Annotated in this window: 24 protein-coding genes; 15 read left to right on the top strand and 9 right to left on the bottom strand. The window is 62.7% G+C overall.

Annotation, left to right across the window (positions count from 1 at the left end):
* The first annotated feature begins 2 nt into the window (after positions 1-2).
* The 6 genes from rnr to rpmG all read left to right on the top strand — a co-directional run bounded on the left by rnr (position 3) and on the right by rpmG (position 6,006).
* Positions 3-2,309 (top strand): ribonuclease R, encoded by a 2,307-nt coding sequence (gene rnr / locus NLY43_RS31855; protein WP_023710623.1) that lies wholly within the window; start codon positions 3-5, stop codon positions 2,307-2,309.
* A complete protein-coding gene (locus NLY43_RS31850; protein ID WP_027050375.1) occupies positions 2,309-2,761 on the top strand; it encodes a DUF983 domain-containing protein in 453 nt (150 codons plus the stop codon). The genes rnr and NLY43_RS31850 overlap by 1 nt, the downstream gene beginning before the upstream one ends.
* Before the next feature lie 87 nt (positions 2,762-2,848).
* Complete coding sequence (locus tag NLY43_RS31845) at positions 2,849-3,589, top strand: NUDIX hydrolase (RefSeq protein ID WP_023710624.1); 741 nt, start codon at positions 2,849-2,851, stop codon at positions 3,587-3,589.
* Between the two features lie 79 nt (positions 3,590-3,668).
* A complete protein-coding gene (locus NLY43_RS31840; RefSeq protein WP_023681570.1) occupies positions 3,669-4,844 on the top strand; it encodes an MFS transporter in 1,176 nt (391 codons plus the stop codon).
* 116 nt (positions 4,845-4,960) lie between these two features.
* Positions 4,961-5,416: a YqfO family protein gene (locus NLY43_RS31835; protein ID WP_023710625.1), complete on the top strand. Its 456-nt coding sequence runs from the start codon at positions 4,961-4,963 to the stop codon at positions 5,414-5,416.
* Positions 5,417-5,838: 422 nt separating this feature from the next.
* Positions 5,839-6,006 carry a 50S ribosomal protein L33 gene (rpmG, locus tag NLY43_RS31830; protein WP_006201775.1) on the top strand — a complete coding sequence of 56 codons (168 nt, stop codon included), beginning with the start codon at positions 5,839-5,841 and terminating at the stop codon, positions 6,004-6,006.
* Between the two features lie 409 nt (positions 6,007-6,415).
* Here rpmG and NLY43_RS31825 read toward each other — a convergent pair whose 3' ends face one another.
* The gene (locus tag NLY43_RS31825) at positions 6,416-7,789 is read right to left on the bottom strand and encodes a PleD family two-component system response regulator (protein WP_023710626.1); all 1,374 of its coding nucleotides are present in this window, start codon (positions 7,787-7,789) and stop codon (positions 6,416-6,418) included.
* Between the two features lie 24 nt (positions 7,790-7,813).
* Positions 7,814-8,185 carry a response regulator gene (locus NLY43_RS31820; RefSeq protein WP_023667574.1) on the bottom strand — a complete coding sequence of 124 codons (372 nt, stop codon included), beginning with the start codon at positions 8,183-8,185 and terminating at the stop codon, positions 7,814-7,816.
* Between the two features lie 239 nt (positions 8,186-8,424).
* Here NLY43_RS31820 and NLY43_RS31815 point away from each other — a divergent pair, with 239 nt between their 5' ends.
* Together NLY43_RS31815 and NLY43_RS31810 are read left to right on the top strand one after the other, a co-directional pair.
* Positions 8,425-8,724 (top strand): DUF3572 domain-containing protein, encoded by a 300-nt coding sequence (locus NLY43_RS31815; RefSeq protein ID WP_023710627.1) that lies wholly within the window; start codon positions 8,425-8,427, stop codon positions 8,722-8,724.
* On the top strand, positions 8,721-9,374 hold the full coding sequence (locus NLY43_RS31810) for a hypothetical protein (RefSeq protein ID WP_023710628.1): 654 nt from the start codon (positions 8,721-8,723) through the stop codon (positions 9,372-9,374). Before NLY43_RS31815 ends, NLY43_RS31810 begins: the two co-directional genes overlap by 4 nt.
* 24 nt (positions 9,375-9,398) lie before the next feature.
* On the opposite strand, the gene NLY43_RS31805 is transcribed toward NLY43_RS31810, so the two are convergent.
* Together NLY43_RS31805 and NLY43_RS31800 are read right to left on the bottom strand one after the other, a co-directional pair.
* The gene (locus NLY43_RS31805) at positions 9,399-10,886 is read right to left on the bottom strand and encodes a hypothetical protein (protein ID WP_023710629.1); all 1,488 of its coding nucleotides are present in this window, start codon (positions 10,884-10,886) and stop codon (positions 9,399-9,401) included.
* 100 nt (positions 10,887-10,986) lie between these two features.
* Positions 10,987-11,562: a GNAT family N-acetyltransferase gene (locus NLY43_RS31800; protein WP_023710630.1), complete on the bottom strand. Its 576-nt coding sequence runs from the start codon at positions 11,560-11,562 to the stop codon at positions 10,987-10,989.
* 67 nt (positions 11,563-11,629) lie between these two features.
* On the opposite strand from NLY43_RS31800, the gene NLY43_RS31795 reads away from it, so the two are divergent.
* Entirely contained in the window at positions 11,630-12,958 is a 1,329-nt protein-coding gene (locus NLY43_RS31795) for a DNA polymerase IV (protein ID WP_023710631.1), read from the top strand.
* A 6-nt stretch (positions 12,959-12,964) separates the two neighbouring features.
* On the opposite strand, the gene NLY43_RS31790 is transcribed toward NLY43_RS31795, so the two are convergent.
* Positions 12,965-13,471, bottom strand: coding sequence for a hypothetical protein (locus tag NLY43_RS31790; RefSeq protein WP_023681578.1), 507 nt, complete (start codon positions 13,469-13,471; stop codon positions 12,965-12,967).
* Between the two features lie 183 nt (positions 13,472-13,654).
* On the opposite strand from NLY43_RS31790, the gene NLY43_RS31785 reads away from it, so the two are divergent.
* Complete coding sequence (locus tag NLY43_RS31785) at positions 13,655-14,536, top strand: DMT family transporter (protein ID WP_023710632.1); 882 nt, start codon at positions 13,655-13,657, stop codon at positions 14,534-14,536.
* A gap of 7 nt (positions 14,537-14,543) precedes the next feature.
* Here the strand turns inward: NLY43_RS31785 and NLY43_RS31780 are convergent, their stop codons facing one another.
* The 4 genes from NLY43_RS31780 to NLY43_RS31765 form a co-directional block, all read right to left on the bottom strand.
* Positions 14,544-15,347 (bottom strand): potassium channel family protein, encoded by an 804-nt coding sequence (locus tag NLY43_RS31780; protein ID WP_023710633.1) that lies wholly within the window; start codon positions 15,345-15,347, stop codon positions 14,544-14,546.
* 153 nt (positions 15,348-15,500) lie between these two features.
* Positions 15,501-15,899 carry a nuclear transport factor 2 family protein gene (locus NLY43_RS31775; RefSeq protein WP_023710634.1) on the bottom strand — a complete coding sequence of 133 codons (399 nt, stop codon included), beginning with the start codon at positions 15,897-15,899 and terminating at the stop codon, positions 15,501-15,503.
* A 169-nt stretch (positions 15,900-16,068) separates the two neighbouring features.
* The gene (gene dnaE / locus NLY43_RS31770) at positions 16,069-19,596 is read right to left on the bottom strand and encodes a DNA polymerase III subunit alpha (RefSeq protein ID WP_023710635.1); all 3,528 of its coding nucleotides are present in this window, start codon (positions 19,594-19,596) and stop codon (positions 16,069-16,071) included.
* A gap of 261 nt (positions 19,597-19,857) precedes the next feature.
* A complete protein-coding gene (locus tag NLY43_RS31765) occupies positions 19,858-21,870 on the bottom strand; it encodes an acetyl-CoA carboxylase biotin carboxylase subunit (RefSeq protein ID WP_023710636.1) in 2,013 nt (670 codons plus the stop codon).
* Between the two features lie 237 nt (positions 21,871-22,107).
* On the opposite strand from NLY43_RS31765, the gene NLY43_RS31760 reads away from it, so the two are divergent.
* The 5 genes from NLY43_RS31760 (at position 22,108) to NLY43_RS31740 (ending at position 26,191) form a co-directional block, all read left to right on the top strand.
* On the top strand, positions 22,108-23,235 hold the full coding sequence (locus NLY43_RS31760; RefSeq protein ID WP_023681583.1) for an S-(hydroxymethyl)glutathione dehydrogenase/class III alcohol dehydrogenase: 1,128 nt from the start codon (positions 22,108-22,110) through the stop codon (positions 23,233-23,235).
* A gap of 122 nt (positions 23,236-23,357) precedes the next feature.
* Complete coding sequence (gfa, locus tag NLY43_RS31755; RefSeq protein ID WP_023710637.1) at positions 23,358-23,927, top strand: S-(hydroxymethyl)glutathione synthase; 570 nt, start codon at positions 23,358-23,360, stop codon at positions 23,925-23,927.
* A gap of 64 nt (positions 23,928-23,991) precedes the next feature.
* Positions 23,992-24,465 (top strand): YaiI/YqxD family protein, encoded by a 474-nt coding sequence (locus tag NLY43_RS31750; protein WP_023695438.1) that lies wholly within the window; start codon positions 23,992-23,994, stop codon positions 24,463-24,465.
* Between the two features lie 21 nt (positions 24,466-24,486).
* Complete coding sequence (locus NLY43_RS31745; RefSeq protein ID WP_023688301.1) at positions 24,487-25,179, top strand: DUF1345 domain-containing protein; 693 nt, start codon at positions 24,487-24,489, stop codon at positions 25,177-25,179.
* 136 nt (positions 25,180-25,315) lie between these two features.
* Entirely contained in the window at positions 25,316-26,191 is an 876-nt protein-coding gene (locus NLY43_RS31740; RefSeq protein WP_023710638.1) for a cytochrome b/b6 domain-containing protein, read from the top strand.

Below are 26,191 nucleotides of genomic sequence, written 5' to 3'. Positions count from 1 at the left end.
GCGTGGCGCGCAGGATCACCGGTAGAAGCCACGGCGATCCGCGCACCGCCGACACGAGGGCCAAGGTCAAGGACGACTACAGGCCTTCGCGTGACGAAATCCTGCGCTACATCGCCGAGAACCCCGACCGCGCGGGAAAACGCGACATCGCCAAGGCGTTCGCGCTGCGCGGTGACGACCGCATCTGGCTGAAGGACATCCTGCGCGACCTGCAGGACGAAGGCATCCTGACCAAGGAGCGCAAGCGGTTGGCCCGCGTCGGCGCTCTGCCGCACGTCGCCGTACTCGACATTTTTGGCCGCGACGGCGACGGCATCCTGCTGGCGCATCCGGCGGAGGCCGTCGGCACCGGCGAACCGCCGGTCATCTCGATCCGCGTCTCCGGCGGCGGCAATGGCCCGCAGCCGGGCATCGGCGACCGTGTGCTGGCCAAGACCTTCCCGACCGACGATGCGACCGGGCCTGCCTATACCGGCCGCGTGATGAAGATTTTCGAGAAGCGCACCGATGCTGTGCTCGGCGTGTTTCGCATCCTTCAGGACGGCACCTTCCGCATCGAGCCGGTCGAACGTCGCCAGCCCGAACTGATCGTCGACAAGGAATTCCAGAACGGAGCCAGGGACGGCGACCTTGTCGAGGTCGAGCCGGCGCGGGCCTCCCGGTATGGTTTGCCGCGCGCAAAAGTGCTGGCGGTGCTGGGCTCGCTGACCAGCGAAAAGGCGGTCTCGATGATCGCCATCCACGCGCACGACATTCCGCATATCTTCCCGGCCGACGTCATCGCCGAATCCGAGGCGGTAAAGCCGGCGACGCTTGCTCACCGCGAGGACTGGCGCGACCTGCCGCTGGTGACCATCGACCCGGCCGACGCCAAGGACCATGACGACGCCGTCTTCGCCACGCCCGACCTCGATGAGAAGAACCCCGGCGGCGTGATCGCCACAGTGGCGATCGCCGATGTTGCGGCCTATGTCCGCTATGGCACCGCACTCGATCGCGAGGCGCTGAAACGCGGCAATTCTGTCTATTTCCCCGACCGCGTCGTGCCGATGCTGCCCGAGCGCATCTCCAACGACCTGTGCTCGCTGCGCGAAGGCCAGGACCGTCCCGCACTTGCCGTGCGCATGACTTTCGCCGCCGATGGCCGCAAGCTGCGCCACACCTTCCACCGCGTCATGATGAAGGCGACGGCCAAGCTCGCCTATCCGCAGGCCCAGGCCGCGATAGACGGCGTGCCCGACGACAAGACCGGTCCGATCCTCGATACGGTGCTGAAGCCGCTGTGGCACGCCTACGCCATCCTCAAGCGCGGCCGCGATGGCCGCCAGCCACTCGAGCTTGATCTGCCCGAGCGCAAGATCCTGCTCAAGCCGGACGGCACCGTCGACCGCGTCATCGTCCCGGAGCGGCTCGACGCCCACAAGCTGATCGAAGAATTCATGATCCAGGCCAATGTCGCCGCCGCCGAAACGCTGGAAGCGAAGAAGCAGGCGCTGGTCTACCGCGTCCACGATGCGCCGTCGCTGGCGAAGCAGGAATCGCTGCGCGAGTTCCTGCAGACGCTCGGCCTGTCGCTGGCGCGTGGCGCGCAGATGCGGCCCGCCCAGTTCAACGGGATTCTCGAGCGCGTGCGTGGCGCCGACAATGAGGGGCTGGTCAACGAAGTGGTGCTGCGCTCGCAGAGTCAGGCCGAATATTCGCCCAAGAACATCGGCCATTTCGGCCTCAACCTGAAGCGCTACGCGCATTTCACCTCGCCGATCCGCCGCTATGCCGATCTGATCGTGCATCGCGGGCTGATTGCCGCACTTGGGCTCGGCCCCGGCGGGCTGACGCAGGACGAAGAGACGCGGCTGGAAGACGTCGCGGTGCTGATCTCGGGCACCGAGCGCCGCGCCATGGCGGCCGAGCGCGACACCGTCGACCGGCTGATCGCTGCCTACCTCGCCGAGCGCATCGACGACCGCTTCGACGCCCGCATTTCGGGCGTCACCAAATCGGGACTATTTGTCCAATTGCCGCAGTTTGGCGCAGATGGCTTCATCCCGGTGTCAAGTCTGGATGGCGATTACTATATATATGACGAAACCGCGCGATCGCTGTTCGGAGAACGCACCGGCAAGGGCTATCAGCTTGCCGACCGCGTCGAGGTTCGCCTGATCGAGGTGGCGCCTATGGCCGGCGCGATGCGTTTCGAGATGCTGACCGACCCGAAGCACCTGCCCGGCTCCAAACGGTCGTTTCACAAGGCAAAAGGCCGCGCCCGCGCGTCGCAATCGCGCCCGGGGTCGCGCGGCAGGAGACGATAATGGCAAGCGAAATGGGAATCCAGAAGCAGGTTTTCGGCGGCGAACATCATTCGGGCCGAGTCGCCCGCCCGCTGTGGACGGCGATGAAGCGCGGCGCCCTTGGCCGCTGCCCGCATTGCGGCGAAGGCAGGTTATTCGCCGGCTTCACCAAAAGCGTCGACAAATGCGCCGCGTGCGGTGAGGAGTTCCACCACCACCGCGCCGACGACCTGCCCGCTTATCTCGTCATCGTCATCGTCGGCCACATCGTTCTCGGCGCCTTCATGGGCGTCGAGGCAACGTCGACGCTCTCCATGTGGCAGCACATCGCCATTTGGGTGCCGTTGACCATCGTGCTGTCGGTCGCTCTGCTGCAACCGGTCAAGGGCGCCGTCATCGGACTGCAATGGGCGCTCTATATGCACGGCTTCGGCGGCGAAAAAGACGGCACCGAGCCGCATCCCGGAACCTAGTTTGCGTCAGGGCAATGTCGCCTGGCGCAACATGCCGACCGTGAAAGGCCACTTTCGTTTGCCAGAAGTTTCCGCTAGGTCCTGCGCATGGAAGGTATGACCAAGGCGGAAGTCAGCAGGATGGACCGTGGCGCAGCCGCCCACAGCGGCCTGCCCATACGCCCGCGCGATGCCGCCACCCTGATCCTGCTCGACCGCGAGGGCGACGAGATTCTGGTGCTGATGGGCCGGCGCCATGCAGGCCACGCCTTCATGCCCGGCAAGTTCGTCTTTCCCGGCGGCCGCACCGATTCGGCCGACAGCCGCATAGCCGTTGCCACCCCATTGCTCCCGGAGGAAGAAGCCAGGCTGACCGCCGGCGTCGGCCGCATCAGCCCGTCGCGGGCCCGTGCCATCGCGCTCTCGGCCATCCGCGAGACTTATGAGGAAGCCGGCCTGCTCATCGGCCGCAAAGGCTCGTTCGCAACCGACAAGCGCGACTGGCAGGGCTTTGTCGAGCACGGCGTCCAGCCTTCGCTGGCGCCGCTGCGCTTCATCGCCCGCGCCATCACCCCGCCCAATCGCGTGCGTCGTTTCGACACCCGCTTCTTCAGCGCCTGGCGCAGCGATGTCGCCGTGGAACTGCCGGGTGGCGGCCCGACCAATGAGCTGGAAGAACTGGTCTGGCTGCCGCTCGCCAAGGCCAGAGAGGCCGATATCCCCGACATCACCCGAACGATCTTGCAGGAGCTGGAGACGCGGCTTGCCGGCGATCCGCGCCTGCGACCCGGTGGGTCCGTGCCGTTCTACCGGCTTATCCGCAACCGTTTCGTTCGCGAAATTCTTTAGAGCAATTCCAGGAAAAGTGTGACGCGGTTTTCCGTCCGGAATTACGCAATATCAAACAGACAGAGTATTCAGGCATCACATGACGGTCGATACCCAGCAAGAGGGCGACGAGCGCGTACATTGGCTACCGATGATCGCCGCGATCTCGTCGATCAGCGTCGTCGGCATCGCCATAGGCCTCGGCATGCCGCTGCTCAGCGTTATTCTCGAGAGCCGCGGCCACTCGGCATCGATGATCGGCCTCAACACCGCGGTCGCCGGCCTTGCCTCGATCGCCGGCGCCCCGCTGGCCACGCCGCTGGCGATGCGCTTCGGCGTCGCCTGGACGATGATCGCCATGATCGCCGCCGGCGCGCTCGCCTTTGTCGGCTTCCACTTCGCGCCGGACTTCTGGATGTGGTTCCCACTACGCGTCGTGCTGCACATCGCGCTGACGGTGCTGTTCATCCTGTCGGAATTCTGGATCAGCACCTCGGCGCCGCCGCGCCGGCGCGGCCTGGTGCTCGGCATCTACGCCACAGTGCTGTCGCTCGGCTTCGCCGCCGGGCCATGGATCTTCGCCCATATCGGCAGCACCGGCTTCTTGCCGTTTGGCGTCATCATCGTCCTGGTCGCGCTGGCCGCAATCCCGGTGCTGGCCGCACGGAATGAAAGTCCCACAATCGTGGTTGACGGCGAAACCAGCAACTTCCTGCGCTACATCTGGCTGGTGCCGACAGCGACCGCCGCCGTGCTGGTGTTCGGCGCCGTCGAGACCGGCGGCTTTGCGCTGTTCCCCGTCTATGGCAACCGCATCGGCTATTCCGAGGCGGATGCAGCCCTCCTGCTCACCATGATCGGCCTCGGCAACGTGCTGTTGCAGATCCCTATCGGCATGATCAGCGACCGCGTCTCAGACCGCCGCTATCTGCTTTTGGCCTGTGCCACGGTCGGACTTGCCGGCACCATCTTCATGCCGTTCTTCGCCGGCAATTGGCACCTTATGGCGGCGCTTCTGTTTGTCTGGGGCGGCGTGGTGGCCGCCATGTACACGATCGGCCTTGCCCATCTGGGCTCGCAGCTCTCCGGCCATGAACTGGCCTCGGCCAATGCCGCCTTCGTGCTCTGCTACGGCGTCGGCATGGTGCTTGGCCCGCAGGCGATCGGCATCGGCATGGATGCCTTCGGGCCCTCCGGCTTCGGCTGGTCGCTCGGCCTGTTCTTTGCCGCCTATATCGCCTTGGTCAGCGCCAGGCTGGTCCGCAAGATCTGGTAGCCTGTCCGTCGCCAGCCTGCGCAATCCTGACGGGATGTCGCCGCTGCTGACAGAACCGTGTCAGGAGACCTCAGCTAAAAGGGTGTCCCAAAAAACCCGAGTTTGAGGATACGGTGATGATCGACAGCGGCTTTGAAACCACATCTCTGCGCATGACGCTTCTGCTGCTTGTCAGCTTCCAGGCCCCGGCAACCGATGTCGACCGCATCATGGACGCCGTGGTCGCGATCGCGCCGCTGGCAATGGGCAAATACGACCGCAACGCCTATCAAACGGCGCACGGCATCGAACGCTACCGACCGCTGGAAGGTGCAGCCGCCGGCGTCGAAACCGAACTGCGCCGCCGCCCCGGCACCGTCGAGGTCTCGTTCGAGTTGCCCGACGACCAGGTGCTCGCCGCCCGCGTCGTCGAGGCGATTTTCCAGGCGCATTCCTACCAGGAGCCGGTGATCCGCATCCAGCCGATCCTCGCCAGCCGCTCCAAGGGCCTGGACGACCGCGCCAATCCGAATCGCTGGTGGAACACCACCGGGGACTGGAAAAAAGCGCTTCCAGTTAAGGAAGAAGCCTAGAAATCCGGCCCCGCTGAGGGGAAGCACCGGCCTTACCTTCTCCGTTGTGAGGTGAGAAGCGGTCCGTAGCGGACGAAAAGCCAATTGCGTGGTTTTTCGAGATTCGAATGCCCTGAGCCTGCGAAGAGTTGGGCGCGGGTGACCAATCCACCCTGCCGAACCAGCGCCGCTTCGCAGCGTCGCGGCATTCGCCGGCCTATAGCCATGCTGTCCGTCTCATCCTCAGCCTCCATCGGGCCGATGATAAAACCGGACAACTCATGTGCTACCTAATCCGGACAACTCATGTGCTTACGACACGGCGGCCGCGCCGGGCTTGACTTTCCGGGCACGTTCTTTATGTGTCGCGCCAAGTTTCCCGCGTCCGGGTGTTTTCCCCCGCTCCAGCGGCCAAAACCCCACGAACATAACGGACTGATACAATGGCCAAAGCCGCAAACATCAAGATCAAGCTTCTGTCGACCGCCGACACCGGTTTCTTCTACGTGACCAGCAAGAACAGCCGTACCAAGACCGACAAGCTGTCGTTCCGCAAATACGACCCGGTCGCCAAGAAGCATGTCGAGTTCAAGGAAACCAAGATCAAGTAATCTGGTTTTCATACGCTCTGTCAAAAGCGCCGCCCCTTCGGGCGGCGTTTTTGATTCAAGGCCCCGAAAAGCCAGAACCCTCCGCTGTTTGGCGCGAAGTGCTCATCTCATTTTTTGGCAAAAAAGGGGGCCGGTCGGCGTATGGCAGCGGTACGAGGAGGCCACTATGTGCCAGCGCCGGCCGGCCGACCCCACGGACCCAGGAGATGCGGCGGACCTGAGCATCATGGGGTATTCGGCGAAGCGATGCGGCTGTCTACCCTCGTGCCCGCATCGCCCTTGTTCTTGCACCGCACATTTGCGCAACAATGTTTGAAAATCAATAGTTTCTTAACCAAGCCTGCCGAATCGCTTGGATTAAGGTAAATTCCTAACCCTGTCCGATTGACTGCATAATCGGTGGTCTAGCCTACGCTGCCTTGGCGACGACCCGGTTGCGGCCGCCACTTTTGGCTTCGTAGAGCGCCACGTCGGCACGTTTCATCAACGCCGCGACCGTGTCCGCGCCCTTCAGAACCGATGACACGCCGACGCTGACCGTGACTTCGATCGCCTTGCCTTCAGGGCCGATGGCAAACGGCAGCTGGGCGATTTCAGCGCGAATGCGCTCGGCAACTTTCTCCGCCACCGCGCCGTCCGTGTCCGGCATCACAACGACGAATTCCTCGCCGCCGAAGCGGCAGGCAAGGTCGATACCCCTGACGTTCTTGCGCAGCCGCCTTGCGAACTCGCGCAGCACATCGTCGCCGCCATCATGGCCATGCGAGTCATTGACGGTCTTGAAGCGGTCCAGATCGGTGATCATCACCGACAGAGGCCGCCGCCGCGCCACGGCGCGGTCGAACAGCGTCTGCAAATGGCTGTCGAGGTAGCGGCGGTTGTGCAGGCCGGTCAATGCGTCGGTCACCGCCATCTCGATGGTCTGGGTGACGCTGGCGCGCAGCTGGTCGTTGTAGCGCTTGCGGCGCACCTGCGTGCGCAGCCGCGCCGTCAGCTCCTGCTGGTCGATCGGCCGCATCAGATAGTCGTTGATGCCGAGCTCGAGCCCGCGAATGATGCGCCCCTCCTCGCCTCCATCGGCAATCAGGATGATCGGCAGGAAGCGGGTGCGGTCGAGCGAACGAAATTGCGAACACAACCGCAGCGGATCGAAATCGGCAAAACCGGTCGAGATCAGCACGCACTCATAGGGCGCCTCGGCGGCTTGGAAGAAGCCGGCATGCGGATCGGTCGCAATGTCGAGCTCGGCGCTGCCGCGCAGCATTTTCTGGATGCGCTCGAACGACGATTTGCGCTCGTCGATCAACAGCACCTTCGGCGTGGCGTCCTCCGACGCGAAGCTGCGGCTCAACAGCGCCTCGATGCCGATGTTGCGGGTGGTCGATGCGCGCAGCCGCAGCTCGTCGGTCAGCGACTTCAGCCTGACCAGGCTCTTCACCCGCGTCATCAGCTGCAGATCGTTGACCGGCTTGGTGAGAAAGTCGTCGGCGCCTGCCTCTAGGCCGCGCACCCGGTCGGCAACGTGGCCCAGCGCGGTCACCATGACCACTGGTATATGCGCGGTCGCCGGATCGCTTTTCAGCCGCTTGCAGACCTCGAACCCGTCCATGCCGGGCATCATCACGTCGAGCAGCACGACATCGACCTTGCCGTTTTCGCAGGTCTCGATCGCGTCCGGCCCGTTGAAGGCCGTCAACACCTCGAAATATTCGGCCAGCAGCCGAACCTCGAGAAGTTTGACATTGGCAGGGATGTCGTCGACGACGAGGATCCGCGCGGTCATGTCACAAGGCTCCGGCTGAAGGCATCAGGCATCACCGAGATAGGATTTGATGGTCTCGATGAAACGCGGCACCGAGATCGGCTTGGAGATGTAGGCCTCGCAACCGCCCTGGCGAATGCGTTCCTCGTCGCCCTTCATGGCGAAGGCGGTGACGGCGATGACCGGAATGGAATGGAGGTCGTCGTCCTCCTTCAGCCATTTCGTCACTTCCAGCCCCGACACTTCGGGCAGCTGGATGTCCATCAGGATCAGGTCGGGCCTGTGCTGGCGCGCCAGATCGAGCGCCTCGAGCCCGTTGCGCGTGCGCACCGTTTCATAACCGCTGGCTTCGATGAGGTCGCGAAAGAGCTTCATATTGAGCTCGTTGTCCTCGACGATCATGACCTTCTTAGGCATCGATTTCCCGTCCCGGCCAGGCTTCTGCCCGAAGCCCTGCCGCTATGCGCCCTTGTCGAAGCACACCAAACCCTCGCTCACTCTTAAGGCAATATGATTGACGAAATGGAAACCCGAAGCGGCAAAAGCCATTCGGATTCCACCTCGAAAACCACATTGGATCGGGGCTGTGGCTTGCCGCAGGCGACGCTTGCGATTACTGCGGAAAAGAGACTCATTTCCGCAACGAGAAAGTAGTGATGGCAAACGCAGCGTCAATGCGCGAGGAAGCGGAAACCATTGCCGTGAAGGCACTGGGCTTCGTCGCCGCCGACCCCGAACTCCTGCCGCGCTTCCTGGCCATCACCGGCATCGAGGCGTCCGCCATCCGCCGCGCCGCGGCCGAACCGGGATTCCTTGCCGGCGTGCTGCAGTTCATCCTTGCCCACGAGCCGACCTTGCTGCGCTTTGCCGAGGAAACCGACACTCCGCCGGCCTCAGTCGGCAAGGCGTTGCGCGCGCTGCCTCTTGGCGGCGAGGACCATGAGCATTCGATATGAGCGACGATCCCGAGACGGCACGCCAGATCGCCGAACTTGCAGCCGACGACCGGCCTCTGCTGATCCTCGATGTCGACGATGTCGTGCTCGAATTCATCCGGCCGTTTCCGCATTTCCTGAAATCGCGCGGCTTCGGCCTGACGCTGGCCTCGTTCCGTCTCACCGGCAACATTGCCGAAACGGCGAGCGGCCGGCTGATCGAACAGCCGGAGGTGACGGCACTTCTCGGAGATTTCTTCGATACGCAGGCCGACTGGCAGAGCGTCACCGACGGTGCCGAACAAGCGCTTGCCAGCCTCGGCGACCGCGCCGAGATCGTCCTTTTGACCGCCATGCCGCATCGGCATCGCGCGGCGCGCCGCGCTCATCTCGATGCGCTCGGGCTGCCCTATCCGCTGTTGACCACCGAGATGGCCAAGGGACCGGCGGTGGCCAAGTTGCGTGGTAGCAAGGGCCGGCCGGTGGTCTTTGTCGACGACCAGCCCGCCAACCTCATCTCGGCACGCAACTCGGTTGCCGACGCCCATCTCTTCCACCTGATGGCCGACAATTCGCTGCGCGCCTTCCTGCCGCCGGTGCCGGACGACGTCATCTCCGTCGAGGACTGGCACGAGGCCGCGCCGAAGATCGCAAGCGCGCTCGGGCTCTGAGTTAGTCGCCTCTGAGTCCAGCGCTCAGGGCTTCGTTGCTGTCCCAGGGCTCGCATCCTGATCGGTGTTGTCTTCCACGACCGGATCAGGCCCCTTCAGCATGGCGCCGTTGACCGTCACCGACCCGTCGTGCCTGGCGTTGATCACCCATTCGATACGACCGCCCGGCAGCGTCTTGGCGAATCCCTTGATGGCCAGCGCGCCGGTAAAAGCCTGCGAGGCCTGCGGGTCCGTCTTCGCCGCCTCCTGCAGGCTTGCCACGATCTTGTCGTAGCCGGTCACGTCGATCGTCACGTTGGCATCGGGCTTCTTGTCGGGGAAGGTCATTTCGCCTTCCATGGCGACCTCAATGTCACCATTCTTGACCGTGCTGTGTCCAAGCACGAACTTTGGTGTCTTGGCCAAGAAATCGGCGGAAATCTCATCGCCGAAATCTGCCGGAAGCGGTGGATCCTTACTGAAATCGAGGGTTTCTATGGTTTTCCGAGCCATACTGTCGAGATCGATGTTGGCGCCGCCGAAATTCAGGTCGAGATCCGTCGGCAGCAACGCAACGGTCCAACTGGGCAGCATCTGCTGCGGTATTGTCAGGCCGGAAACCTTGAATGCGTAGCTGATCTTGCCGTCCTTGGTGATGCCGTCCATGCCGACAACGGTGTTCAGCTGCGCCGCGCCGAAATTGCCGGCATATGTTTCAATGGCAAGGTTTTTGAATGCGTAGGTCCCATCGATCCGTTCCCATAGCGGCAGCGCACCGAGCAGAAGCGTTTTGAACTCTGCTTGATCGGCCTTCAGCCGGGCCTCGTCCTCATGGGCGACGGCGAACGCCAAAAGATCCAGAAGCGGCTTGGTCTGAATGGCCTTAGCGGTCACGTTCACAGCGAGCTCCGGTGCCCGGAGCGCTGCGATTGACCGGTCATCGATTTTGACCGTTTCGACGAAGTCCGCCATCGCCTGTGTGAAATTAAGATCGACGCCGCCGTTAGCCGACTTGCTGGCGTCAAATTTGGAAGAGCCCAGCCCCACGCTCAAATTGGTCAATTGACTGACTTGGCGCGACGTCATCGTCATGCCCGCAATCGAACTGGTGCCACTGGTAAATGCCGCCAGTTTCGGGTCATAGACGCCCGTGAACTTGCCATCCTTGACAACGATTTGCCCGGTGTTCAGGCCATTTGGGCCATTTACCTCGATGGACCCAGTCGTAGAGAAATCCGAGGCGACATCCCAGCCTCCGTCGCTGCGCGGTTTGACCCGCAGCGTGACGGGCGGGAAATCGAACCGCTTCAGATCCTGCTTCGGCATCTTCGCCACAAGCGCCTTCACATCGAAGGTGATCTTGTAGGCACCCTCCTCGGCTGAGATCTTCAAAATGCCTTCATTGAGCGCCTGTTTGCCGACATAGCGAGAGAGCTCATCGGAAAGTTGCTTGGCACCTTGGGCATCGACAGCCTGGCCAAAGGCAGGAGCGCTGAGGGCGAGAAGGAAAGCAAGCGGCAAGACACGGTTCACAAAATTCTCCATTTGACCAAAAAGGAACGCTTCGTTCGTCTGCTATGAAACCAACCTACAGTTTCCACAGGACATCAACAAACGCCGACGGGTAATTAGACTACAGCACAAGCCGCATCAGCGGCCGGCCGGCCTTGCGTTCGAGGAGCCGCTCGAAGCCGGCCTTTTCGAACACACGCGACGAGCCGACGAACAGTCCGATCGAACGCGAATCGCGCGACACGTCGATCGGACACGCCTCGACCAGCCGCGCCTTGTTCTGGCGGGCAAAAGCGATGCCGCCCTCGACCAGGCGGTGGCTGACGCCCCGGCCGCGCGCGCTGGCGCGGATGAAGAAGCAGGAGATGGCCCAGACGCCGGGATCTACGGCGTCGGTTGGATCGACCGGCGCCGAGCCCCGGCCCCGATTGTTCCATTCGGGCACGTCGGCGCGTGGACCGATCTGCATCCAGCCGACCGCCTGGCCGTCCTCGAAGGCCAAAAGCCCCGGCGGCGGCCCGGCCTCGATACGCGCCTTGATATGATCCTTGTTGCGCTGCTTGTCGCTGGCCCGTCGGACCGCCGGCGCCATCCGGAAATGCGTGCACCAGCAGCCGTAACAGGCGCCCTGCTTGCCGAAAAGATCCTCGAAATCCGCCCATAGGTCAGGCGCCAGCGGCGCTATGGTGGTGCTCATGAGTTCTCTCCCGGCTAACCGCTTGTGGCGGCTTCCGTCCTGACGTACCATTGCATCTGTTCTCTTTATGTTCGCAGCGATGGCGGCCCCTGTCAACAATCCCGAGCACGGTTTTTGCCGCGACTGCCTGACCCTTCAGCGCAGCGATACCAGGCGCTGTGAGCGTTGCGGCAGCCCTCGACTCACCCGCCATCCCGAGCTCTACCAGCTGCATCTGGCGCATATCGATTGCGACGCCTTCTATGCGGCGATCGAAAAGCGTGACAATCCGGCGCTGAAGGACAAGCCGCTGATCATCGGCGGCGGCAAGCGCGGCGTCGTTTCCACCGCCTGCTACATCGCCCGCATCCAGGGGGTGCGCTCGGCAATGCCGATGTTCAAGGCGCTCGAAGCCTGTCCGGAAGCGGTCGTCATCCCGCCCAATATGGAGAAATACGTCCGCGTCGGCCGCGATGTCCGCGCCTTGATGCAGGCGCTCACGCCGCTGGTCGAACCGCTCTCCATCGATGAGGCGTTTCTCGACCTTGCCGGCACCGAGCGCCTGCACGGCATGCCGCCGGCGGTGGTGCTGGCGCGCTTTGCGCAGACCGTCGAAAAGGAAATCGGCATCACCGTTTCGGCCGGCCTTTCCTACTGCAAGTTCCTGGCCAAGGTTGCCTCCGATTTCCGCAAGCCGCGCGGCTTTTCGGTGATCGGCGAAGCCGAGGCGCTGGGTTTCCTGGCCGAACAGCCGGTGACGCTGATCTGGGGCGTCGGCAAGGCTTTTGCCGCAACGCTCGAACGCGACGGCATCCGCAGCATCGCCCAGTTGCAGCGCATGGAGCGCGCCGATCTTATGCGCCGCTATGGCGTGATGGGCACCCGGCTCTACCATCTCTCGCGCGGCCAGGACGACCGCCGTGTCGATCCCGACCAGGATGCGAAAAGTGTGTCGGCCGAAACCACTTTCGACACCGACATAGCTGAAATGGGCGAACTGGTTCCAGTGCTGAGGGGATTGTCGGAAAAGGTCTCGGCGCGGCTGAAGAAGTCAGGCATTGCCGGGCGCACCGTGGTGCTGAAGCTGAAGACGCAGGATTTCAAGCTGCGTACCCGCAACCGCCAGCTCGGCGACCCGACCCGGCTGGCCGACCGCATTTTCCAGACCGGGCTCGAGCTGTTGCGCAAGGAGGCGGACGGGACAAAGTACCGGCTGCTTGGCATCGGTGTCAGCGATCTCTCGGATGACGAGAAGGCCGATCCGCCCGATCTCGTCGACGTCGGCTCGCGCAAGCGCGCCATGGCCGAAAGCGCCATCGATACGCTGCGCGACAAGTTCGGCAAGAAGGCGGTGGAAACCGGCTACACCTTCGGTAAAGGCCGCAACGCCAACCCGCCGGAGCCGATCGAGGAGTGAGACGGCTTAGATACGCTTGAGATCGATGCGGCTCGTCACCACGTTCTTGCCGGTTTTCGGATCGACGTCGGTAACGGTCAACCGCATTCCGTCGCCGCTGGTTTTCTCGACCGTCAACCGCGCCTTACGATCGCCATTGACCTCCGCCGCCCAGCGGATGCCGAGACTGATCGCGTTGCCGGAACGGCTGCCGGCGAGCTGTGCCGGCCCGGTGCGCGACCCGACATAGACGCCTGTATACTTCGCCCCGCGGGCCTTCAGATTGGCGCTGATGGCGCGCGTCACCACGACAAGACCACGGCAATTGCCGTCAAGCGACAATGAGCTCGAGGTCGCGTCGGAATTGAAGGTGCAGGACACATTCACCGTCGGTGCGTCGGTGGTGACCTTGACTGTCCCCTTGCCGGAGAAATTCCCTTGCAAGGAGCTGAGAAAATTCGCCTCGTCGGCATGGGCCGCGGCGCTTGCAGTTAGCAGGCAGCCGGCTAGCAGAAACCGCGCGAATGATTTCATCGGAATCTCTTCCCCGTTGATGTTGAAGAAACGATGCGTCCAGCAATTGGCCAATACCGGGAACCAACGCCTGCCGTTTCGTCAGGTTCCACTTCCAGCATGGCTGTTTTCGCAACGGTCTGGCCCAGTCGAATGCGTCGCCTAACGGTTGCGATAGAAGTCCCGGCTTGCGACATAGCGCCTATGGCACCTTCCCCATCGATCCCCAAAGCCGCGTTCTGGATGGCGCTGTCGATCGCCTCGTTTCTGGCGATGTCAGTCGCCGGCCGCGCAACCACCGCCGAGCTCAACGTCTTCCAGGTGCTGGAACTGCGCTCGGTGATCGGCTTCTTCATCCTGTTGCCGCTGGTGACGATGAGCGGCGGATTCGCCGCAATGCGCACGCAGCGCCCGTTGGCCCATATCGCTCGCAATGTCATCCACTATACGGGCCAGGCGGCATGGCTCTATGCGCTGACGCTGATCCCGCTTGCGGTGCTCATATCGATCGAATTCACCACGCCGATCTGGACCGCGATCCTGGCGGTGACCTTTCTTGGCGAAAGGCTCTCCCGCCCGAAAATTGCGGCGGTCGTGCTTGGCCTGATCGGCGTGGTGGTCATCGTTCGCCCCGGCGTCGGCTCCATGGATCCGGGTCACCTCGTCGTTCTCGGCGCGGCCGTGTGCTTTGGCGTATCGGTGGTGTTGGTCAAGTCGCTGACCCGCACGGACAGTGTCGTGCGCATCATCTTCTGGATGCTGATCATCCAGTCGGTGGTCGGCCTGATCCCGGCGCTTTATGAATGGCGCAACCCACCGCTCGAACTCTGGCCATGGATCCTGCTGATTGCCTTCACCGGCATGTCGTCGCATTTCTGCATGGCGCGTGCCCTCACCTATGCCGACGCTACGGTGATTTCACCGATGGATTTCCTGCGCGTGCCACTGTCGGCGCTGATCGGCTGGCTGCTCTACAGCGAACAGATCGACATCTTTACAGCCGGCGGCGCCCTGCTGATCCTGATGGGCAACCTGCTCAACCTGCAGCGCAAGGCGCCAAAGCCGGCCGAGGTCGCGGCCTCGTAGCGGTCGGTCAATTCCCCTCATCCGGTATGTTGAGAAGATGCCCGCAGGCCTTGCAGTGCACGGCGTCCGGCTCATGCCGTTGCAGTCCGCACTGCGGACAGGGAAAGAACACCTTGGCGGGTCGAAAAATCGCCGTCGCCAGTCTGACGAACAGCGAGATGCCGATGATCATGGTAGCGATTGCGGTCAGCTTGCCGGCGATCCCCGGCAGCACGATGTCGCCGAAACCGGTCGTCGTCACCGTGGCGACGGTAAAATACAGCGCATCGATATAGTTCTCGAGGCCGGCGCCGGTGCGAAAGAAAAAGGTGTAGACGAAGCCGGTGATGACGAACAGGAACGTCAACAGGTTGATGACCGCGTGGCTCGCCTCGCGCCAGGGCCTTAAGCCACGCATTTCGAAATGCCGCCACAGCGACCCGCTGCGCGACAGCGACCACAGCCGCAGGATGCGCAGGAACGCCAGATTTGCCAGCGCCGTCGGCATCAGCAGCGTCAAAAGGATGAAGACATCGACCCAGGATGTCGGCTGTTTCATCAGCCGCAACATGTCGTTGGAGGCTAACAGTCGGGCAATCAGGTCGGCGGCGACCAATGCGGCGACGGTATAGTCGAGCCACAGGAATGACGGCTTGTCCTGGAGCACCGGCGTGGCAACGAAGAAGGCGACTATGGTGAGGTCGATGATGACCGCCACCAGTTGAAACCGGAACGCCGCCGGCGTGCGTCCGTGATAGAGCTTGCGCAGCCTGTCACGCAGCCGCGCCATCGCTGAGCTTTGCTGCAATCCGTCCTTCTCGGCTGCTTTCATCACCAAGTGCGTAACGGTCCCAGCCGGGGTCGTCTAGAGCATGATCCCAAAAAGTGGGTGCCGGTTTGCGGAAAAGATCATGCTCCAACAAAGGGTTAGATCATGATGAGATTTCAACCGAATCTCATCATGATCTAGTGGCCCCGGTGATCGTCAGCCCTCCACCACCTTGCCGTCCGGCCCCACGAGGCGCCAGGCCGAGGCGGTGTCGTAGACGAACCGCTCCTCCGCAATCCGGTCACCACGCCAGCGCTGCAGGGCCACCTCTTCCAGCCGGCGCACGGTGCCGGCCTTGTCGATACGGTCGAAGGTCCAGCGGATGGCGACATTGTCGCCATCGACCAGGAATGTCTGGACAGGATGGGTGTGCATCTTCTCGATCCGGTCGAGTGCTGCCTGCTCATGCGCCATCAGTGTTTCCTTGCCGCGCCGCGGGACGCCGAGATTTTCCTGCATGGTGGCATCGTCATGGTAGAAGTCGGCGATCGCCTTGACGTGGCTGCCTTCGACCACCTCCTTGAGGAAGGCTTCGACGCGTTCGCGGCTGGGCATGATTGTGCGTTCCTGTGAAGTTTCTGCTCAACGCATGTGGTTCAAAGGAAGGTCAGTTCAACCACGCCCCGCACGCTGGCCCTATCGGCTGCAATGTCAGGCCCAGAGCATCTTTATGCCGTCATGCACTGGCCGACGTCGATGCGATTGCCGTGTATATCAGCGCAGCCTAGACGAGCTCGACTTCGACCACACCCGGCACCGCGCGCATGGCCGACGCGATCTGCGGCGAGATGCGGTAGCGGTTGGGCAATTCGATCTCGATCTCGCCCTGCGCCTCTTCTTTGATGACGATAATGCTTACCTGACTTTCCCCACGCTGGGTAAGCTGCGATTGAATCGCCGACGCAGGCCCGTCATTTCGAACGAAGATGCGCAGCGCCTTCTGGATACGGCTGGCCTCATCCTCCAGCGACTGCACCGTCTGGATGCGCAGATTGACCCCTTCGGGCCTATCCTCGGCCGAAACGGTGATCACCACCGAACGTCCGGGCTCGAGCAGATCGCGATACTGCGCCAACCCTTCCGAAAACAGCACGGCTTCATATTGGCCAGATGTGTCGGAAAAGGCGATGACGCCCATCTTGTTGCCGGTTCGGGTCTTGCGCTCCTGCTTGGTGGTGACGGTGCCGGCGAGCCGGCCCGCGGCGGCACCGCGTTTGACCGCAGCCGAGAACTCGCCCCAGTTTTGCACGCGCATCTTCTGCAGGGCCGCCTTGTACTCGTCGAGCGGATGCGCCGAAAGATAGAAGCCGACGACCTGGAATTCGCGGTGCAGCCGGTCGGCGGCAAGCCACGGATCGGTCTGCGGCAAATTGAGCGCCTGCTGCTGCGCGCCGAGCGACGCGCCGAAAATGTCGTGCTGGCCCGAAATGGCATTCTGCTGCGCCAGAGAAGCCAGCCCCATCATCCGTTCGACGCCGGCCATCATCTGGGCGCGGTCGTGGCCGAAGCAGTCGAGCGCGCCGGCCATGATCAGGCTTTCGAAGACGCGCTTGCCGACGATCTTGGGATCGACCCTTTCACAGAAATCGGCGAGATTCTTGAACGGCTTTTCGCCGCGCATGGCGACGATGTGCTCGACCGCAGCGTCGCCGACGCCCTTGAGGGCCGCCAGCGAATAGTAAATGCGGTTCTCGCCGACCTCGAAATTGCGGAAGCTGGTCATCACTGACGGCGCCACCACCTCGATGCCGAGACGCAGCGCATCCTGGCGGAAATCGGCGAGTTTGTCGGTATTGCCCATGTCGAGCGTCATCGACGCCGCCAGGAACTCGACGGGGTAATGCGCCTTGAGATAGGCGGTCTGGTAGGACACGACGGCGTAGGCGGCCGCGTGCGATTTGTTGAAGCCGTAGTCGGCGAACTTGGCCAGAAGGTCGAAGATGAAGTCGGCCTGCGGCTTGCCGACACCGCGTTCGACCGCACCGGTGACGAAGCGCTCGCGCTGCTTGTCCATTTCGGCGCGGATCTTCTTGCCCATGGCGCGGCGCAGCAGGTCGGCTTCGCCGAGCGAATAGCCCGACAGCTCCTGCGCGATTTGCATCACCTGTTCCTGGTAGACGATGACGCCTTGCGTCTCCTTCACCAGATGGTCGATCTTGGGATGGATCGATGCCATCTCCTCCTCGCCATGTTTTCTGGCATTGTAGGTCGGGATGTTCTCCATCGGGCCGGGACGGTAGAGCGCCACCAGCGCGATGATGTCCTCGATGCAGTCGGGCCGCATGCCGATCAGCGCCTTGCGCATGCCGGCACTTTCCACCTGGAACACACCGACCACTTCGCCGCGCGACAGCATGGCGTAGGTTTCAGGATCGTCGAGCGGGATCGTCGCCAGGTCGATCTCGATGCCGCGCCGGCGGATCAGCTTCACCGCCGTCTCCAGCACCGTCAGCGTCTTCAGGCCGAGGAAGTCGAATTTTACCAGCCCGGCCTGCTCGACATATTTCATGTTGAACTGGGTGACCGGCATGTCGGAGCGCGGATCGCGGTACATCGGCACCAGTTCCGACAAGGGCCGGTCGCCGATGACGATGCCGGCGGCGTGCGTCGAAGCGTGGCGGTAGAGCCCTTCCAGCTTTTGCGCCATATCGAGCAGCGTCTGCACGATCGGCTCCTTCTCGGCCTCCTCGGCAAAGCGCGGCTCGTTGGCGATGGCATCCGCCAGCTTGACCGGATTGGCCGGGTTCTGCGGCACCATTTTGGAGAGCTTGTCGACTTGGCCGTAAGGCATTTGCAGCACGCGGCCGACGTCGCGCAGCACCGCGCGCGCCTGCAGCGTACCGAAGGTGATGATTTGTCCCACCTGGTCGCGGCCATATTTCTGCTGGACGTAGCGGATGACCTCTTCGCGCCGATCCTGGCAGAAGTCGATGTCGAAGTCGGGCATCGACACGCGGTCCGGATTGAGGAAGCGCTCGAACAGCAGCGAGAAGCGCAGCGGATCGATATCGGTGATGGTGGTGGAGTAAGCGACCAGCGATCCGGCGCCCGAACCACGGCCCGGCCCGACCGGAATGCCTTGCGCCTTCGCCCATTTGATGAAGTCGGCGACGATCAGGAAATAGCCGGGAAATTTCATCTTCTCGATGATGGAGAGCTCGAAATCGAGCCGCTCGCGGTATTGTTCGACCGTGTAGCCGGCGGTGGGTCCATGCGCCGCCAGCCGGGCGTCGAGACCTTCATGGGCCTGCCGGCGCAGTTCATCGGCCTCCGCTTTCAGCGCCACCTCATTGTCGGCGACATCGCCGCCGGTAAAGCGTGGCAGGATCGGATTGCGGGTCTTGGGATAATAGGAACAGCGCAGCGCGATCTCGACGGTGTTGTCGATCGCTTCCGGCAGGTCGGCGAACAGCCGCGCCATATCGGCCTGGCTGCGCAGGAAATTGTCCGATGTCAGGCGGCGGCGGTTGTCGGCGGCAACGACGGACCCTTCGGCAATGGCGATCAGCGCGTCATGCGCTTCATAGTCGTCGCGGGCGGCGAAGAACGCCTCATTGGTGGCGACCAGCGGCAGATCATGGATATAGGCAAGGTCGACCGATGATTTCTCGATAGCGCGGTCATAACCGGAAACACGGTCCAGTTCGACATAGAGCCGGTCGCCGAACAGCGCCTTGAGTGCCAAAAGCCGCGTCTCGGCAAGATCTCGGCGATCCTCCTTCAGCGCCCGGCCGATCGGGCCGCGCGGCCCGCCGCTGAGGCAGATCAGGCCATCGCTATGGCCTTCCAGCATTGCTGACGTCAGATGCACGGGCTCGCCCGGCGGCGTCTCCAGATAGACCTGGCTGACCAGCCTGACCAGGTTGCTATAGCCAACCTCGGTGGCGGCGAGCAGCACCACGGCGTTCATCTCCGGCCCGTGGCGGCGGCGGTCGCGCTGTGCGTCACTGGTCTCGCCTGAAAAGGCGAGATCGATCTGGCAGCCGATGATCGGCTGGATGCCCTCTTTCACCGCTTTCTGGGCAAATTCCAGCGCGCCGAACAGATTGTTGGTGTCGGTGACGGCGATTGCCGGGCACTCGTCCTTGACGGCATGGGCGACGACAGCGGCGACCTGCAAGGCGCCCTCGAGCAGCGAATACGCCGAATGCACGCGCAGATGGATGAACGGCCGCGCCGGTGCCTCCGGGCGCGCAGCAGCGAGCGCTGCTTCGCGCCTCAGGGGATCGCGTGGAAGTTTGTCATCCGCCATGATGTTTCAAATTGCTCGAAGGGCTTTGAGTCGATGGAGATGTATTGTCCCGGACCGGGCGATGCCAGTCCAGCACAAATGACCACCGACCACAGGCTTCCGTACCCAGCCGCACGGCTCAGAGATTGTTCGAAATTCGCTCTGGCGAGTCATAATGATGGTGGTTTCGAGAACCGGAGCGCAGCGGCCATTGGTCCGTGAGCACGGGAAGCGCAGAAACCACCTTCAGATGGCCGCCGGAGTAGAATTTCCAAACAATCTCTAGGCGAACTCCATGATCACCGCATCGACAGCCAGGCTGTCACCCGGCTTGGCGTTGAGCTTCGACACGACAAGATCGCGGTCGGCGCGCAGCACGTTTTCCATCTTCATCGCCTCGACCACGGCCAGCGTCTCGCCGGCCTTGACCTCCTGCCCCTCGGCAACCGCGATCGACACGACCAGGCCCGGCATCGGGCAAAGCAGCATCTTGGACGTGTCCGGCGCCACCTTCTCCGGCATCAGCCTTTCCAGCTCCGCCGTGCGCGGCAGCATGGCGCGCGCCGTCACCGACATGCCTTTCCAGGCAATGCGCAGGCCGTTCGGCGCCGGCCTGATCTGCGCCGTGACCTTGCGGGCACCGACAGTGCCGCGCCAGATGAGGTCGCCCGGCCGCCAGTCGGACGCCACGGTCAGCGCTTTGCCGCCATCGACCGACAGATCGATTTCCATCGGAATGGAGATCATGCCCTCGATGATCGAAGCCTGGAGATAGTCGTCGCCGAGCTTCACCACCCAATCGCGCTTGAGTGCGCCCGAATGCGGCGCCAGCCGCCCGCCCAGCCGGTCAAGCCGATCGCGGCGCAGAAGCTCGACCGCGGTGGCGATCGCCGCCAGCACTGCCTTTTCATCGCCATTGGGCACGATCGGCGCGAAGCCGTCAGGATATTCCTCGGCGATGAAGCCCGTCGATATCCGCCCCTCGCGCCAGCGCGGATGCTGCATCAGCGCCGCCAGGAACGGGATGTTGTGCTCGATGCCGTCGACGACGAAACTGTCCAGCGCTTCCGACATGGCATCGATGGCCTCGATACGCGTGGGCGCCCAGGTGCAGAGTTTTGCCACCATCGGATCATAGAACATCGAAATCTCGGAGCCTTCGGTGACGCCGGTGTCGTTGCGGATGAAGACATCGCCGAACTTGCCCTCCTCCGGCGGCCGGTAGCGCGTCAACCGGCCGATCGAGGGCAGGAAATTGCGATAGGGATCCTCGGCATAGAGCCGGCTTTCCACCGCCCAGCCGTTCAGCTTGACGTCGCTCTGCTCGATCGCCAGCTTCTCGCCGGCGGCGACACGGATCATCTGCTCGACCAGGTCGATGCCGGTAACAAGCTCCGTCACCGGATGCTCGACCTGCAATCGTGTATTCATTTCAAGGAAATAGAAGTTCTTTTCAGCATCGACGATGAACTCGACGGTGCCGGCGCTCTGGTAGTCGACCGCCTTGACCAGCGCCACGGCCTGCTCGCCCATGGCCTTGCGCGTCCTGGCATCGAGGAATTGCGACGGCGCCTCTTCCGCAACCTTCTGGTTCCGGCGCTGGATCGAGCATTCGCGCTCGCCGAGATAGAGGGCGGTGCCATGCGCGTCGGCCAGCACCTGGATTTCGATATGACGCGGATCGACGACGAACTTTTCGATGAAGACTCGGTCGTCGCCGAACGAGCTTTTCGCCTCCGAGCGCGCCCGGTCGAAGCCGTCGCGCACTTCCGACTGGCTCCAGGCAATGCGCATGCCTTTACCGCCGCCGCCGGCCGAGGCCTTGATCATCACGGGATAACCGATCTCGCCGGCGATCTTTTCGGCATGGTCGGCATTTTCGATGACCCCAAGCCAGCCGGGAACCGTCGACACCTCAGCGGCCTTGGCGAACTTCTTCGATTCGATCTTGTCGCCCATCGCCTTGATAGCCTTGGGTTTCGGACCGATGAAGACAATGCCCTCAGCCTCAAGCGCTTCGCAGAAGGCGGCCCGCTCCGACAGAAAACCGTAGCCGGGATGCACGGCCTGCGCGCCCGTCTCCTTGCAGGCAGCGATGATCTTTTCAGGCAGAAGATAGCTTTGCGCGGCAGGCGATGGCCCGATATGCACGGCCTCCTCGGCCATTTCGACATGCACGGCGTCGCGATCGGCGTCGGAATAGACCGCGACGGTGGCAATCCCCATCCTGCGCGCCGTCTTGATGACGCGGCAAGCAATCTCGCCGCGATTGGCGATCAGGATTTTCGTGAACATCGAAGGCGTTTCCTCGGTCTTTCGTCCTTCTTATGGGCTTCGGCAGCCGGGCTCAAGCACCGCCGGCAGCGCACCCATCAAGACACTCCCTGCCCGCCAGGCCCGTGCCGAGGGGCGAAGGTTGGGCTCGCCGACGACTGGGCCAAGATTTGCGCCATATTTGGTCGCCAAATCGGGTTGAAACAGTATAAAAACCCTGAAAGCCTGAAGACCAATCGCCTTGGGAGGAATTGCCTGATGAAAACCCGCGCCGCTGTCGCTGTCGCCGCCGGAAAGCCGTTGGAAATCATGGAGGTCGACCTCGACGGACCGCGCGAAGGCGAGGTGCTGGTCGAGATCAAGGCGACCGGCATCTGCCACACCGACGAGTTCACCCTGTCGGGCGCCGATCCCGAAGGCCTGTTTCCGGCAATCCTCGGCCATGAAGGCGCTGGCGTTGTCGTCGATGTCGGCAAGGGCGTCACCTCGGTCAAGAAGGGCGACCACGTCATCCCGCTCTACACGCCGGAATGCCGGCAGTGCCCATCCTGCCTGTCGCGCAAGACCAATTTGTGCACCGCCATCCGCGCCACGCAGGGCCAAGGCTTGATGCCCGATGGCTCCTCGCGCTTCTCGATCGGCAAGGACAAGATCTTCCACTATATGGGCTGCTCGACCTTCTCCAATTTCACCGTTTTGCCCGAGATCGCCGTCGCCAAGGTCAACCCGGACGCGCCCTTCGACAAAATCTGCTACATTGGTTGCGGCGTCACCACCGGCATCGGCGCGGTCATCAACACCGCGAAGGTCGAGCAAGGCGCGACTGCTGTCGTCTTTGGTCTCGGTGGCATCGGCCTCAACGTCATCCAGGGCCTGAAGCTCGCCGGCGCTGACATGATCATCGGTGTCGACCTCAACAACGACAAGAAGGCATGGGGCGAGCGCTTCGGCATGACGCATTTCGTCAATCCGAAGGAGATCGACGGCGACATCGTTCCTCACCTCGTCAACTTGACCAAGCGCGGCGCCGACCAGATCGGCGGCGCCGACTACACATTCGACTGCACCGGCAACACCAAGGTGATGCGCCAGGCGCTGGAAGCCTCGCATCGCGGCTGGGGCAAGTCGGTCGTCATCGGCGTGGCCGGCGCCGGCCAGGAGATTTCGACCCGGCCGTTCCAGCTGGTCACCGGCCGCACCTGGATGGGCACCGCCTTTGGCGGCGCACGCGGCCGCACTGACGTGCCGAAAATCGTCGACTGGTACATGGACGGCAAGATCCAGATCGACCCGATGATCACCCATTTGCTGAAGCTTGAGGACATCAACAAGGGTTTTGATCTCATGCATGAGGGCAAGTCGATCAGGAGCGTCGTCGTTTACTAAGTGCGATCAGCAAAAGTGGCGCCCGGTTTTGCGTCCGATCGCGCACCAAACGGAGGAAGAACAAGCCGCCGACCGAAGGGCCAGCGACTGAAGTTGCACAGGTTCAACAAGGGAGGAAGACAATGCCTGAGAAACTGCATCCCAAAATCGACAATGGCCTGCCAAAGGAGAGCGCAAGCTTTGCCGGCGGCACGCTGGTCTGCGCCTGCACCAGCAAGCCGGTGAAGGTGACGGTCAAGGGCCAGATCGCCCACAACCATGCCTGCGGCTGCACCAAATGCTGGAAGCCTGACGGCGCGGTGTTCTCGGTCGTGGCCGTAGCCGGCACCGGCGATGTCACAGTCACCGAAAACGGCGACAAGCTGAAAGTGGTCGACCCCTCGGCACTTATCCAGCGTCACGCCTGCACCGGCTGCGGTGTCCATATGCACGGACCGGTCGAGCGCGACCATCCGTTCAAAGGTCTGTCCTTCATCCATCCCGAGCGCTTCCAGGAAGACGGCTGGTCACCGCCGGGCTTCACCGCTTTCGTTTCGTCGATCATCGAATCCGGTGTCGACCCCAAGCGCATGGACGGCATCCGCGGCCAGTTGAAGTCGATGGGCCTCGAGCCCTATGACTGTCTCAACCCCGGCCTGATGGATTACATTGCCACCTGGACGGCGAAGAAGTCGGGCGCGCGGCCGGCCTGACAGTACGAGATTTCTGGCATGGGGCCGGGTAACATGCCGGCCCCATGTCCGTTTTGGAGAGATAATGCCGGCACCCGCCATCTACGTCGACGCCGACGCCTGCCCGGTGAAAGCCGAGGTCGAGAAGGTCGCCGAGCGCCATGGCGTGGTCGTCACCTACGTCTCCAATGGCGGGCTGCGTCCGTCGCGCGATCCGATGATTCGCAACGTCGTCGTCTCTAAAAGCGCCGATGCCGCTGACGATTGGATCGTCGAGAACGCAAAACCCAACGACATCGTGATCACCGCCGACATCCCGCTTGCCGCTCGCACCGTGGCGCTCGGCGCGCATGTGCTTGGGCCAACCGGCCGGCCGTTCACGCCGGAGACCATCGGCATGGCGGTTGCAATGCGCGATTTGAAGCAGCATCTGCGCGAAACCGGCGAGAGCAAGGGCTACAATGCCAGCTTTGCGCCACAGGATCGCTCGCGTTTCCTGGGTGAGCTCGACCGTATCTTGCGGCGGGCTCTGAAATCCGTCACACCCGACCAGACGTGAAGCATCATCCGAGGTCGGGCTATGGCCGACACATCGCCGAATAACCCCTTGCAGCGGCACAAGCAGTTCTTTGTGTCGCTAGCCGTCGGTCTGGTCGTATTTGCCGCGGTATTGCCTTTGATTGGATCGCTCCCCGTCTCCACGCGGCTTGCCTATTCGATCTCGATTGCCGCCGATTCCTTCTTCGTCGTCTTCATCGCGCTCGTCATCGCCAAGATGCCGCTGCTGTCCGGCCGCTATCTCAGCAAGAACGCGCGCGAACTGGACCTCCCAGTGCTGGGCATCTTTGCCATCACGCTCGGCATCGTCGCCATGGCCATTGTCCTGCTGTTCCTTTTGATCAATCACAAGGATCGCGACCCCATCGAACTCGGCTTCGCCATGCTGTCGATCCCGCTTGGCTGGTTCACCATCCATGCCATGGCCGCCCTCCACTATGCGCATGTCTACTGGATGGACGGCGACGCGATCGATGCCGAAACCAAGAAGAAGATACCGGTCGGCGGCCTCGATTTTCCCGGCAGCAAACGGCCGGACGGTTGGGACTTTCTCTATTTCGCGACGGTGATCGGCATGACCGCGCAGACCGCCGACACCGCGATCACGACCTCGCATATGCGCCGCGTGGTGCTTGTCCATTCGATCCTGTCGTTCTTCTTCAACGCCGTCATCGTCGCCGCCGTCGTCAATCTCGCGGTCAGCCTCGGCAATTGAGTATCCGTGCCCGCGATAAACCCGTGCCCGTAATAAAAACGTGATCGCATGAAACATCGCTTTCGATAGCGACGTATTGGGAGGACAAGGACGAGCGCGGCCATCCCAGGATCGCGCAGCCGGAGGCGAGGAAAAGATGGAAACCATTGCCATGAGTCAGCCCGGCGCAGGCGTCGATGCCGCCTCAACGAAGGATGCGACGCTGATCTACCGGCAATCGCGCTGGACCCGCCTGACGCACTGGCTGTGGGCGATCTCGCTGTTCTTCATGCTCTTGTCCGGCCTGCAGATCTTCAATGCACGGCCGCAGCTCTACATCGGCAAGCAATCCGGCTTCGAGTACAACAACACCGTCTTTGCCATCGGCGCCGAAAACACCGCCACCGGCCCGCGCGGCTATACCGAAATCTTCGGCCATCGCTTCGACACCACAGGCGTACTCGGCTGGTCGGGCCCGGCCGGGCAGCAAACGTCGCGTGCCTTCCCGTCCTGGGCGACAATCCCGTCCTATTACGATCTCGGCACCGCCCGCGTCGTGCATTTCTTCTTCGCCTGGATACTGACAACCACCTTGGTCGTCTGGCTGGTCGCCAGCCTGGTCAACGGCCATCTGCGCCGCGATCTGGCGCCGCGCCTTGACGATCTCAAGCGGCTGCCGCAGGACATCATCGAGCACGCCAAGCTCAGGTTCCACCACACACGCGAATACAACACGCTGCAGAAAATGGCCTATGGCGGCGTACTGTTCGTGCTGTTGCCACTCATGATCATCACCGGCCTTGCCATGTCGCCGAGCATGAACTCGGTGCTGCCCTGGCTCAACGAACTGCTCGGCGGAAGGCAGACGGCGCGCACCATCCATTTCACGGTGATGGTGCTGCTGGTCGGCTTTTTCATCGTCCATATGATGATGATCCTCGCCGCCGGCCCGATCAACGAACTGCGCTCGATCATCACCGGCTGGTACCGCACCGATCCGCCAAGGCATGGCGACACCGAGAGGAGTGCGTGA

The sequence above is a fragment of the Mesorhizobium sp. C416B genome (genome assembly GCF_030323165.1).
Lineage (GTDB): Bacteria > Pseudomonadota > Alphaproteobacteria > Rhizobiales > Rhizobiaceae > Mesorhizobium.
This window is presented reverse-complemented; position numbering and strand designations above follow the sequence as displayed.

Bases quoted from the DNA above. Each gene is read 5' to 3' on its own strand.
- NLY43_RS31775 (WP_023710634.1), bottom strand. From the start codon at position 15,899: ATGCCCAGCCGCGAACGCGTCGAAGCCTTCCTCAAGGAGGTGGTCGAA.
- NLY43_RS31785 (WP_023710632.1), top strand. From the start codon at position 13,655: ATGGCACCTTCCCCATCGATCCCCAAAGCCGCGTTCTGGATGGCGCTG.
- NLY43_RS31815 (WP_023710627.1), top strand. From the start codon at position 8,425: ATGGCAAACGCAGCGTCAATGCGCGAGGAAGCGGAAACCATTGCCGTG.
- NLY43_RS31750 (WP_023695438.1), top strand. From the start codon at position 23,992: ATGCCGGCACCCGCCATCTACGTCGACGCCGACGCCTGCCCGGTGAAA.
- dnaE (WP_023710635.1), bottom strand. From the start codon at position 19,596: ATGGCGGATGACAAACTTCCACGCGATCCCCTGAGGCGCGAAGCAGCG.
- NLY43_RS31820 (WP_023667574.1), bottom strand. From the start codon at position 8,185: ATGCCTAAGAAGGTCATGATCGTCGAGGACAACGAGCTCAATATGAAG.
- NLY43_RS31825 (WP_023710626.1), bottom strand. From the start codon at position 7,789: ATGACCGCGCGGATCCTCGTCGTCGACGACATCCCTGCCAATGTCAAA.
- NLY43_RS31790 (WP_023681578.1), bottom strand. From the start codon at position 13,471: ATGAAATCATTCGCGCGGTTTCTGCTAGCCGGCTGCCTGCTAACTGCA.
- NLY43_RS31740 (WP_023710638.1), top strand. From the start codon at position 25,316: ATGGAAACCATTGCCATGAGTCAGCCCGGCGCAGGCGTCGATGCCGCC.
- NLY43_RS31800 (WP_023710630.1), bottom strand. From the start codon at position 11,562: ATGAGCACCACCATAGCGCCGCTGGCGCCTGACCTATGGGCGGATTTC.
- NLY43_RS31845 (WP_023710624.1), top strand. From the start codon at position 2,849: ATGGAAGGTATGACCAAGGCGGAAGTCAGCAGGATGGACCGTGGCGCA.
- gfa (WP_023710637.1), top strand. From the start codon at position 23,358: ATGCCTGAGAAACTGCATCCCAAAATCGACAATGGCCTGCCAAAGGAG.
- NLY43_RS31745 (WP_023688301.1), top strand. From the start codon at position 24,487: ATGGCCGACACATCGCCGAATAACCCCTTGCAGCGGCACAAGCAGTTC.
- NLY43_RS31795 (WP_023710631.1), top strand. From the start codon at position 11,630: ATGTTCGCAGCGATGGCGGCCCCTGTCAACAATCCCGAGCACGGTTTT.
- NLY43_RS31780 (WP_023710633.1), bottom strand. From the start codon at position 15,347: ATGAAAGCAGCCGAGAAGGACGGATTGCAGCAAAGCTCAGCGATGGCG.
- NLY43_RS31850 (WP_027050375.1), top strand. From the start codon at position 2,309: ATGGCAAGCGAAATGGGAATCCAGAAGCAGGTTTTCGGCGGCGAACAT.
- rpmG (WP_006201775.1), top strand. From the start codon at position 5,839: ATGGCCAAAGCCGCAAACATCAAGATCAAGCTTCTGTCGACCGCCGAC.
- NLY43_RS31835 (WP_023710625.1), top strand. From the start codon at position 4,961: ATGATCGACAGCGGCTTTGAAACCACATCTCTGCGCATGACGCTTCTG.
- NLY43_RS31760 (WP_023681583.1), top strand. From the start codon at position 22,108: ATGAAAACCCGCGCCGCTGTCGCTGTCGCCGCCGGAAAGCCGTTGGAA.
- NLY43_RS31810 (WP_023710628.1), top strand. From the start codon at position 8,721: ATGAGCGACGATCCCGAGACGGCACGCCAGATCGCCGAACTTGCAGCC.
- NLY43_RS31765 (WP_023710636.1), bottom strand. From the start codon at position 21,870: ATGTTCACGAAAATCCTGATCGCCAATCGCGGCGAGATTGCTTGCCGC.
- NLY43_RS31840 (WP_023681570.1), top strand. From the start codon at position 3,669: ATGACGGTCGATACCCAGCAAGAGGGCGACGAGCGCGTACATTGGCTA.